Here is a 9899-nt window from a genome sequence, read left to right as displayed (position 1 = left end):
TTGTATTTTTTCTCAACAAGCATACTACACAATAATTGTTCAAGGCCGCGGATGCTTTGAGGCTGACTTGAGAATATTTTTAACCTCTAATTCCATTTGGTTTGCGTTCTCTCATATCGCTTTTAGTCTAAACTCCAGTTTAATAGTCTAATGTGATCAATTTGACATGATATTTTTAAATGTTGAGGCTTGACAATAAAGGAGAAATATGCATACAGCGCCGTCAAAGTAACTTGTTTTAACATCAAAAAAAGAGCAGAGTTATAAATGGCGATCGCCATCAAGACTGAGTAATACTTCGGTTAAATCAACTTCATAATATAAATATGCATATAGCAAAGACAGTCAAACAATTAGAAGCTCAATTGCTGACACCAGAAAACTTTGCCCCTTATGGACAGGTAATTTTTTCTAGTCAAGATGGAAAAACCTTTGATACAGAAGATGCTCAATTAAAACTAGATAAAGGTACACCTCGTTTTTATATTATGCATTTGGAACGTCGCGGACGGAAATTTCACAAAATTACTCGCCACGTCCAATGCACTCAATGTCTAGGTTCATTAGCAGGTAAGGACTGGTTAATTGCAGTTTGTCCTCCTAATAATGAAGTGAAAGAACCAGATTTAGAAAATATTTCTGCGTTCCGTATTCCCGGAAATTGTTTTATCAAATTAGACATAGGAACTTGGCACGCAGGCCCATATTTTGAGCATGATAGCGTAGATTTTTATAATTTAGAATTGAGTGATACGAATGTAGTTGATCATTTCACTCATGATTTTTTGCAGAGTCAGCAGATAGAGTTTGAGATTATTTAGCTAACAACCAATAACTAACTATTGACAGATGTCAATCTGTCATTTTCGGAATTAATGTAAAAATATTTGTATTGATCTCTAATTAAATTTATTTAATTTAGCAAGACTCTGTATTGTGAAGACTCACATCGCCTCAGAACAGATGCATCTAAAATTTTCTCAGGATATCAAGTTACTGTTACAACGGTTAGCTGAAAAGCCGTTGTCACTTGGAGATATCTTGGCAGAAACTTCGGAACGAGGTTTTAATTTGGTGATTGCATTGTTAGTTTTACCTTTTTTGTTTCCGATGCCACCAGGGTTAACGGGACCATTTGGTGGCGCTTGCTTGATATTATCAATACAAATGGTATTAGGTAGGCGATCGCCTTGGCTACCTCGAAAAATAGCTACATATAAATTTCCTCGCGCTTTTGCCAATATCCTATTGCAAAATTTGCGACGTGTTACCAGAATTTTAGAAAAAATTGCTCGCCCTCGGTTGTCAAAAATAGCTGATCATCCTTACGTTTGGCGGTTTAATGGGTTTTGTATTTCTTGGTTAGCACTATTGCTAATATCACCCGTTCCTCTTACAAACCCTATCCCAACTATAGGTATTTTACTATTAGCGGTGGCAACAATAGAATCTGATGGTTTACTGATGTGTATTGGCTATATATTTACTGTTTTAACTACTCTATTATTTACCCTGATTGGTTATTTATTTTTTACAGCTCCAACTTTACTACCAGAACTCCTACGCTAATAAATTGGCAATTGATTTTTTATTTAAAGCTAGAAACTTTTATAAAAAACCCTCAGTGCAGGACTTAAGACCGCAATTAATACCAATTTGAAAAAAGAATGCGACAGATAGACTGACAGAACTCTTATGCACAAAGAGTTTCCCAATCCAAAATCCATAGACGCACTTCGTGCGTCTACCTTTGGTAGGCGCGTTAGCGACTTCTGCAAGTAGACAGGGAGTGTCTACTCGACAGAGTAATCTAAAATCCAAAATGGTATTAGGTGCATCTACCACTTCTATATCCATAGTGCTAACAACAGCATCCGGTAAAAATTAACGAAGAGCAATATTTTCAATCCCTACCAAGGCAGAAGTTTTAATATATTTAAACGTGCTATAATAAAGCCCCCAGCCAGAGGCTGAAGGCTACAAACTCGGGTGCATCTACCATTTCTTTATCCGTCTGACTAATGAATGCATCCGGAAGAATTTACAGATAGCGATCCCCGCTTTTGATTTTGGGATTGTTGGATTATTCATGGGCAAAGACTGATGAATAAGGACAGATATTACCTATTTAGATGAAAATTTCCGCCTGATGCGTGGGAATCAGAAGAATTTGTATGTCTTGTTGCGAGATGAATAAAGTTTCGATTAACCATTTAAGGGTATTTTTGCTTGTTGAAACACCTGTTCCGCACTAAATTCTAGTCCATCAAACAGGGAATCTGTGAGTATTTGCTCTCTCATATAAGTCTGTGGTGCTGCATCTGGGTAAAACACAGTAATGCTTCTGGCTTTACTATCGACTATCCACACCCGCAGCACCCCAGCATCTAAATAGTCTTTTGCTTTAGCCGCCATTTGTCCAAAAGTTTGTCCGGGCGAAATAATTTCAATGACTAATTCTGGAGGAACTGGACAGGTTTCGTTTTCATGCCAGTTGACAGGTAAACGTTGATGAGAAATATACAATAGGTCTGGTGTTGGTACCCAATCTCGTCCACGACGAGTTAATATAATTGCCCATTCTGGACAAATCTCTCCCCGTCCCTGAGACCATTCTTCAATTAAATACAGAAGGACACGAGTAAGTTTAGAATGAAAAAACTTGGGTGACACTTTAGGAATTGCTTGTCCATCAACGAGTTCGTAAGTAGTATCCCCTTCATCAGGAGGAAGATTGAGGAACTGTTCTAAAGTCAGTTGGGGATTGGTTTGGAATACCATGACACAGAATGTTGGCAGCTAATCGTAATTGTAAATTACATCTTCTGTAACACCTGCCGGATAATATCTGCTGGTACTTGATCTGTGACTGTGACTGCACCAATTTGGGTTGGTAATACAAACCGGACTTTACCCGCTTTCACCTTTTTATCAATCTGCAATGCTTCAATAATCGCTGCAATATCCAACCCAGATGGTAATTTAGTTGGTAAACCTGCTTTTTCTATAAGAGCATCTTGGCGTTTTGCTTCAGCCTGACTCCACATTCCCAGTTCTACAGCGATCTGTCCTGCTGCTACCATACCGATCGCAACTCCTTCCCCATGCAGTATTTGTGTATAACCTGTCAAGCTTTCCACTGCATGACCAATGGTATGTCCGTAGTTGAGTATCGCCCGTAGTCCGGCTTCTTTCTCATCTTTGCTGACTACATCAGCTTTAGCTTGACAGGAACGAGTTAATATGCTGTCTATTAATTCTGGCTGGATATATCTCATTTCATCCAAGCGCAGACTTGCTTCTAATTCAGCAAATAACTGGGCATCCCAAATAACACCATACTTGATCACCTCTGCCATCCCCGCACCGAATTCCCGTGCGGGTAGCGTTTTCAACACATCAGGGTCAAGTAATACTAATCGCGGTTGATGGAATGCGCCAATTAAGTTTTTACCTTGGGGATGGTTGACGCCTGTTTTCCCACCAATGGCTGCATCTACCATCGCCAAAAGGGTTGTAGGCACTTGTATAAAATTAATGCCACGTAACCAAGTTGCCGCCGCAAAACCAGTCATATCGCCAATGACACCGCCTCCCAAAGCTACCATTGTGGCAGAACGTTCTAAGCGATTTTCCAGGGCTGTGTTGTATAAATTTTCTACCGATGCCAAGGTTTTATAATTTTCGCCATCAGGTAAAATATGGGTTGCAACTTCAAAATTGGCAGCCTGAAGTGATGCGATCGCTCTTTCCCCATAAAATTGAAAAACAGTCGGGTTAGAAACTAGCAAGACTTTCTTACCCAACTGTAAATTAGCCATGTATTCGCCTAAATGATCTAGGCTACCTGGTGCGATCGCAATCTCATAAGACTGCTGCGGTAGATTTACTTTAATTACGGAAGCCATTACTAACCCCTTTGCAAGCCCGTGTCGGATATTCTACCGCAATGCTATACTAGCTTCACCGTTAAATGGCGATCATAATATAACTCCACAGGCTATACGTCCTCCGCCTGCATCCGCCGCCGTACCCTCAGCTTTTTGTTGATCTGGTAACAGGTGAATGATGATGGCGCTACCATTACCGTCAAACACACTGACAGGACCTTCACTGAGGGTAATTCGACTGGTGATCGCATCGTATTTTGCCCGTCCCTGTTCATCTACTTCCAAATTCGGTAAATCACCTAGATGATACGGATGGTTATCCTGTACAGGAGTTTCCGAACTAAAAGGTCCAGGGTCAAAATGTCCACCACTTGTACTATAAGGAGGATTAGCATCAGGTTCACACACACCCACAGCATGAATGTGGAGTCCATGTAAACCAGGAGTCAGTTTAGTCGGGTTGCCTTGAATTTTACCCCGAATCCGTACCGCCTCATTTTCTCGCTGTGTCAAAAAGAGTGTGCCATTAATGTCTGCACCCGTAATCTGCACTTGTGCTTGCAGGACATTAGGTGGATAAAACGCTTGTGCCAATGTCATTCTAGTAAATAGCATCAAGCAGATGGAAATTCCAAAGATCAACAAATATTTTAATTTTGAAAGCTTTCTCAACATAACCTCCGGCAGTGGTGATGAATAACTTAAATTGAGTATTTAGACAAAGTATATTTGGCGTGATTGTAAACTTCTTAAAAAATGCACCTACGCAATCACACGGTTAAAGTTATGTATATCTACACTACATGAGTTCGACATTTCGGTAAATATCTCAGTTAAGTAGCAATATCGTTGTTGTTAGTCGATTCATCGAAAGGCAATACTGCAAGGGATAGGATTTGTCTAATTTTGGGGTTGTAGAGACGCGATATATCGCGTCTCTACAGAATTTAAATGTCAATCGATTTGTCTTATCCGAGCAGTATTGCATCGAAAGGGTATTGCAAACTATGAAGGTCTTTCCCTTTCCCCTCTTTTCAACCACTAACCACTAACAAATGATTCAATAGATTTAAGAGTAAACAATTGTGGAGAAACGTAAATGTTAGCCGTAGTATCTTATATCGTCTTCTTGGCAATCTTTTTTGGCATTGCAGTCGGTTTACTGTTTGGTCTGCGCGCCGCTAAGATTCTTTAATGGGCATGGGGCATGAATCAGTTATCAGTTATCAGTTAACAGTTAACTGATAACTGATAACTGATAAGTTGTCCCCCTTCCCGCATCCTCTTCTGTACTATCCAACCACAACTTCTGTTGTCGCCTTCTCCTTACCAACAAACGACGGACGCATTTCCAAACCAAGCAAATTTAGCATTTCTTGGTCTGCATCATAGCCAGGACAAGGTGTGGTGACGGTCAACATGTGACCGTTATCACTGGAAAAGATAGAATTGGCGCCTGCTAAGAAGCATAAAGCCTGTTCAACTTGAGAAAGTTTTGCTCTACCTGCGCTCAAGCGCACATCAGAAGCTGGCATAATCAGACGTGCAGTGGCGATCATCCGCACAACATCCCAAATGGGAACATCTGGTTGATTTTCTAAGGGTGTACCTTGAACTTTAGAAAGAATATTAATTGGTACAGATTCAGGATGAGGATGCAAATTAGCCAGAGTGTGCAGCATTGAAACGCGATCTTCGACATTTTCGCCCAAACCCAGAATACCACCAGAGCAGACGGTGACGTTGGTCTGACGGACATTGTTAATTGTGTTTAGGCGATCGCTATAAGTTCTGGTAGTAATAATAGTGCTATAGTATTCTGGCGATGTATCTAGGTTGTGGTTATAGGCGTAAAGTCCTGCTGCTTCTAATCGCTTGGCTTGGTTTTCAGTCAGCATTCCCAAAGTGCAACACACTTCTAATCCTAATGCTGTAACTTCTTTGACCATATCTAAAACTTGGTCAAATTGAGAATTATCCCGTACTTCTCGCCAAGCCGCACCCATACAAACGCGACTGACACCACTATTTTTTGCTTCTTGGGCGATGTTAACTACTGTTTGTTTGTCTAAGAGTGCTTGTGGTTTAACTTCTGTTTTGTAGCGAGAAGATTGGGCGCAATAGCTACAGTCTTCAGGACAAGCTCCTGTTTTAATAGAAATGAGTTTACAAACTTGGATTTGTTTGGGGTTGTGATATTGACGATGCACAGTCGCTGCTTGGTATATCAGCTCTAAAAATGGTGTATCGTAAATTGCTCTGATTTCTGCTTTTTGCCAATCGTAGCGTATTCCCACGGCTTTGCCTACCTTGTTGATTAATTTTCTATCACACCTGTGATTTTGGCTCAGAAATCAGGTTATCAAGAATTTGCTTGAATCACATGAGAATTTTAACAATAAATCTAGTCTGGCTCTTGAGTACTAAGCAATCTCATTCACAATGACATGAGAACTTTATTTATAAAGAAATAATAAAAATCGTAAATTTCCATATTTTATTTAGTAAATTACTATTTCAAAATATAAGCAATTTCAAATTATCAAAATCCTGAAATCTGAAGTTGCTTTTTTCATATTCACTGCTAAATTAGCAAGAAGAGCAATTTTTAACTACAGTTTTGTAAACTGCGTCACACTTTTTCGTTTTTACTACCTAAGTCCATGAGTAAAGAAGCTAATAAAATTGTTAAAGTAAATGAAGTTTCTGCCGCCACATCTTCTACCTTAAGTACTTATATTGATAGAACTGTCGAAACATTAAAATTTAGCATTAGTACTATCAATATTCCCAAAGAGGCATTCAGAGCAATCGTAACTACGCTAATTCTATTAGTATTAGGACTACTGTTGATTATTGGCAATCTCAGCAATACTTTAAATCAACAAACATCCCAGTTTAAAGAATTTTATATCAATACTGAATCAACAGTTGATTACCAACGTCACGTTATTTTATCTGATTACATCAAAACAATAGGGAACATAGTTTTAACAGAAAAATCCCAAGCCAAGTCAGAAAATTCAGCAATGATTCGAGCTATGACTCAGGCTACATTACAAGAATTAGATCCAGAACGTCGGCGTTATGTAGTGATGTTCTTGTCTGATATCAATTTACTGAAAAAATCATCCAAAAAACAATTACCATTACTTTTTGGAGCATCTATTACAGGAGCTAAACTTCAAGGTTTAGATTTAAGAGAAGCCAATTTTCAAGGCACAAATTTAACTGGTGTAGATTTGCGGGGTGCGGATTTACGAAGAGCTAATTTCAAGAATGCGATTTTGACAAATGCTTGTTACAACAAATTGACATTATTTAATAAAGGGTTTATACCAACTGCGGTTGGGATGAAAGAAGTCTTAGATACTAAAAAATGTTATTCAAGTTAATCACATTCACAACAAATTGAGATATGAAACTTGAACCACCAATAATTGTCACTGAACGCCTGTTATTACGAATGGCTACCCAAGAGGATATACCTGAAATTATCCAGTATTTTACTGAAAATAAAGCCTATTTTACTCCTTTTTATCCTCTTTGGGGTAATAGTTTTTTCACAGAAGAATATTGGCAATTGCAACTAGAAATAAATTTACATGAGCTTGCCAACGATTTTTCTTTACGATTATTTATGTTTATCAAAGAAAATCCGAAAAAAATTATTGGAACTATAAATTTTAGTAACTTTGTCCGAGGAGTTGCACAATACTGTAATGTTGGCTACGGTCTTGCAGAAGCTGAACAAGGTAAAGGTTATATGACAGAAGGTTTGCAAGCTGCGATCGCATACATATTTAAAGAACTAAATATGCATCGCATCATGGCAAACTACATGCCTCATAATCAGCGTAGTGGTAATTTGTTGAAAAGATTAGGCTTTGTCGTCGAAGGATACGCCCGCAATTACCTATTAATTAATGGAAAATGGCAAGATCATATTTTAACAAGCTTAACTAATCCCGATTGGCAACCAAGATAAATTATGGTCAATGGTCAATTGTCATTTGTTATTCTCCCTTGTCCCCCTTCCCATGTCCCCCATGTCCCTCCCTCCCATCTCCGACTATGATGAAGAGAAGGTGAACTAAGTTGTACTCATAATGACTCTGGCTGAAACTTCCAACGACACTAATTCTCAAAATCCTTTTTTTGGTCTTAACTACGAACCCGCCTTGGAATCTTTAGGCGATGACTATTACGATGAAGTCGCAGCTGCGGAATTTCCTCAACACATTCTGCGCTGGCGTAATGATGCGTTGTTACCAAAGCTGGGACTCAATTCCGAAGCAGTGACAGACGAAAATTTTATCAGCGCTTTTGGCAAATTTGAAGAACGCAAACCTTTATTAGCGCTGCGATACCACGGTTATCAATTTGGTGAATATAACCCCCAACTAGGTGATGGAAGAGGTTTTCTCTACGGACAAGTGCGTGGTATTGATAGTGAACTTTACGACTTCGGTACAAAAGGTTCTGGTAGAACACCCTATGCTCGTGGTGGCGACGGTATGCTGACATTAAAGGGAGGCGTCCGTGAAGTTTTGGCTGCGGAAATGTTACATAGAATGGGTGTACGTACTTCCCGATGTCTCAGCATGATTGAAACAGGTTTATCACTATGGCGGGGTGATGAACCTTCTCCTACTCGTTCTTCCGTAATGGTGCGGATGAGTCAATCACATATTCGTTTTGGTACTTTTGAACGGCTACAGTATTTCCGCCGTCCAGATTTAAGTAAAAAACTATTAGATCATGTAATTAAAGAATACTATCAACATTTAGATGATCAACTAGATAAGTATGCTTTATTTTATGCAGAATTAGTCCAACGGACAGCAGAATTAGTCGCACAATGGATGGCGGTTGGTTTTTGTCATGCGGTTCTCAATACTGATAATATGTCGATTACAGGGGAGAGTTTTGATTATGGCCCCTATGCTTTTATTCCTAATTATGACCCGTTTTTTACTGCGGCATATTTTGACTATTACAAACGCTATTGTTACATTAATCAACCAGAAATTTGTAAGTGGAATCTTGAAGCACTCCAAGAAGCATTAAAAGCTGTGATTCCGCAAACTGATATGGAAGATGGTTTAGCACAATTTGATGATTTTTATTTAGCTGAATATCGTCGTTTAATGTTAAAGAAATTAGGTTTTGAGAATTTGTCTCATCCAGAAGCTGAAGAACTTTTAAAAGCAACTATTAATTTTTTAAAGCATTATCCAGTTAGTTATCATCACTTTTTTGCAGATATGGCTACTTGCTTTTCTAGCAAATGGACAGATGATGCAAGTGTTATTCTCAGTGATTCAGAAATTGGGCAATCTTTAGGTAGGTCAGAATTATTTTTAAATTGGTCGGGAATCTATCACAGAATTTTAACGAATTTGACACCGGAAGAGATAGAGCAAGTAGCTCAAACTCTAGTTTGTTATAATCCTCAAACTGTGATTTTAAGACCAGTCATAGAATCAATCTGGGAAGGAATTACTCAAGAGGATAATTGGCAACCTTTTTACACATTACTTAATCAAATTCAATCTTAAACTTAATTTATTCTAAGGATATAACGTCTAATCCAGTAAATAAGCTGTTATGCATTAAAAATGCATAACAGCAAGGCAGAAGGCAGAAGGGAAGAGGATTTTACTCATTAACCGAACCATAACGAATATGTAAATTAAAAGCGCAACAGCTTATAAGTCTTCTCTGTTTGGTAACTGAGGGGGCGACATGCAGCCTACATTGCAGACGCTATAAAGGTTTGACCGAATTATGGTAAAAAAAGATATGTCAATCATTGTCAAGAAGACCTATCTATTGAAAATGCTAGCTCTATTGTATCAAACGAACTTAGGGACTTCCAGAAAATAAAATATACAGCAGATAAGAATGATAATCATTACGAGGGGGGAAAAGGAGAGGCTGCCATTGGCAGCCTCTCCTTCACCGTTTTTGTAGTAAATTCAGTAATGATTCGATTTTTAGGTGGAA

At 38.7% G+C, this 9899-nt stretch carries 10 protein-coding genes; 6 read left to right on the top strand and 4 right to left on the bottom strand.

The annotated features are described in order from the left end of the window. Positions 1-326 precede the first annotated feature (326 nt). Positions 327-821: an ureidoglycolate lyase gene (locus ACE1AT_RS13790; RefSeq protein ID WP_374869178.1), complete on the top strand. Its 495-nt coding sequence runs from the start codon at positions 327-329 to the stop codon at positions 819-821. Between the two features lie 142 nt (positions 822-963). Continuing rightward, positions 964-1569: an exopolysaccharide biosynthesis protein gene (locus ACE1AT_RS13785; protein WP_374869180.1), complete on the top strand. Its 606-nt coding sequence runs from the start codon at positions 964-966 to the stop codon at positions 1567-1569. Between the two features lie 636 nt (positions 1570-2205). On the opposite strand, the gene ACE1AT_RS13780 is transcribed toward ACE1AT_RS13785, so the two are convergent. The 3 genes from ACE1AT_RS13780 to ACE1AT_RS13770 form a co-directional block, all read right to left on the bottom strand. Beyond that, positions 2206-2781, bottom strand: a complete 576-nt coding sequence (locus ACE1AT_RS13780; protein ID WP_374869176.1) for a Uma2 family endonuclease — start codon at positions 2779-2781, stop codon at positions 2206-2208. Positions 2782-2816: 35 nt separating this feature from the next. Further along, the gene (gene aroB, locus ACE1AT_RS13775) at positions 2817-3908 is read right to left on the bottom strand and encodes a 3-dehydroquinate synthase (protein WP_374869174.1); all 1092 of its coding nucleotides are present in this window, start codon (positions 3906-3908) and stop codon (positions 2817-2819) included. 72 nt (positions 3909-3980) lie between these two features. Further along, positions 3981-4490 (bottom strand): superoxide dismutase family protein, encoded by a 510-nt coding sequence (locus ACE1AT_RS13770; protein ID WP_374869172.1) that lies wholly within the window; start codon positions 4488-4490, stop codon positions 3981-3983. 499 nt (positions 4491-4989) lie between these two features. On the opposite strand from ACE1AT_RS13770, the gene petL reads away from it, so the two are divergent. Then, a complete protein-coding gene (gene petL, locus ACE1AT_RS13765; protein WP_016862386.1) occupies positions 4990-5085 on the top strand; it encodes a cytochrome b6-f complex subunit PetL in 96 nt (31 codons plus the stop codon). A gap of 97 nt (positions 5086-5182) precedes the next feature. Here petL and bioB read toward each other — a convergent pair whose 3' ends face one another. Next, positions 5183-6187, bottom strand: coding sequence for a biotin synthase BioB (gene bioB, locus ACE1AT_RS13760; RefSeq protein ID WP_374869170.1), 1005 nt, complete (start codon positions 6185-6187; stop codon positions 5183-5185). 366 nt (positions 6188-6553) lie between these two features. On the opposite strand from bioB, the gene ACE1AT_RS13755 reads away from it, so the two are divergent. The 3 genes from ACE1AT_RS13755 to ACE1AT_RS13745 all read left to right on the top strand — a co-directional run bounded on the left by ACE1AT_RS13755 (position 6554) and on the right by ACE1AT_RS13745 (position 9451). Beyond that, entirely contained in the window at positions 6554-7285 is a 732-nt protein-coding gene (locus tag ACE1AT_RS13755; protein ID WP_374869168.1) for a pentapeptide repeat-containing protein, read from the top strand. A 23-nt stretch (positions 7286-7308) separates the two neighbouring features. Beyond that, positions 7309-7878, top strand: coding sequence for a ribosomal protein S5-alanine N-acetyltransferase (rimJ, locus tag ACE1AT_RS13750; RefSeq protein WP_374869166.1), 570 nt, complete (start codon positions 7309-7311; stop codon positions 7876-7878). A gap of 121 nt (positions 7879-7999) precedes the next feature. Continuing rightward, positions 8000-9451: a YdiU family protein gene (locus ACE1AT_RS13745; protein WP_374869164.1), complete on the top strand. Its 1452-nt coding sequence runs from the start codon at positions 8000-8002 to the stop codon at positions 9449-9451. Positions 9452-9899: the final 448 nt, after the last annotated feature.

It is taken from the genome of Pelatocladus sp. BLCC-F211 (assembly GCF_041928655.1).
In the GTDB taxonomy this organism is placed as follows: domain Bacteria; phylum Cyanobacteriota; class Cyanobacteriia; order Cyanobacteriales; family Nostocaceae; genus Pelatocladus.
Note: the sequence above shows the minus strand (reverse complement) of the source record. Positions and strands in the feature narration are given on the sequence as shown.

Coding starts and splice junctions, on each gene's coding strand:
- ACE1AT_RS13780 (WP_374869176.1), bottom strand. CDS start 2,781: ATGGTATTCCAAACCAATCCCCAACTGACTTTAGAACAGTTCCTCAAT.
- ACE1AT_RS13755 (WP_374869168.1), top strand. CDS start 6,554: ATGAGTAAAGAAGCTAATAAAATTGTTAAAGTAAATGAAGTTTCTGCC.
- ACE1AT_RS13790 (WP_374869178.1), top strand. CDS start 327: ATGCATATAGCAAAGACAGTCAAACAATTAGAAGCTCAATTGCTGACA.
- ACE1AT_RS13745 (WP_374869164.1), top strand. CDS start 8,000: ATGACTCTGGCTGAAACTTCCAACGACACTAATTCTCAAAATCCTTTT.
- aroB (WP_374869174.1), bottom strand. CDS start 3,908: ATGGCTTCCGTAATTAAAGTAAATCTACCGCAGCAGTCTTATGAGATT.
- ACE1AT_RS13785 (WP_374869180.1), top strand. CDS start 964: ATGCATCTAAAATTTTCTCAGGATATCAAGTTACTGTTACAACGGTTA.
- petL (WP_016862386.1), top strand. CDS start 4,990: ATGTTAGCCGTAGTATCTTATATCGTCTTCTTGGCAATCTTTTTTGGC.
- rimJ (WP_374869166.1), top strand. CDS start 7,309: ATGAAACTTGAACCACCAATAATTGTCACTGAACGCCTGTTATTACGA.
- ACE1AT_RS13770 (WP_374869172.1), bottom strand. CDS start 4,490: ATGACATTGGCACAAGCGTTTTATCCACCTAATGTCCTGCAAGCACAA.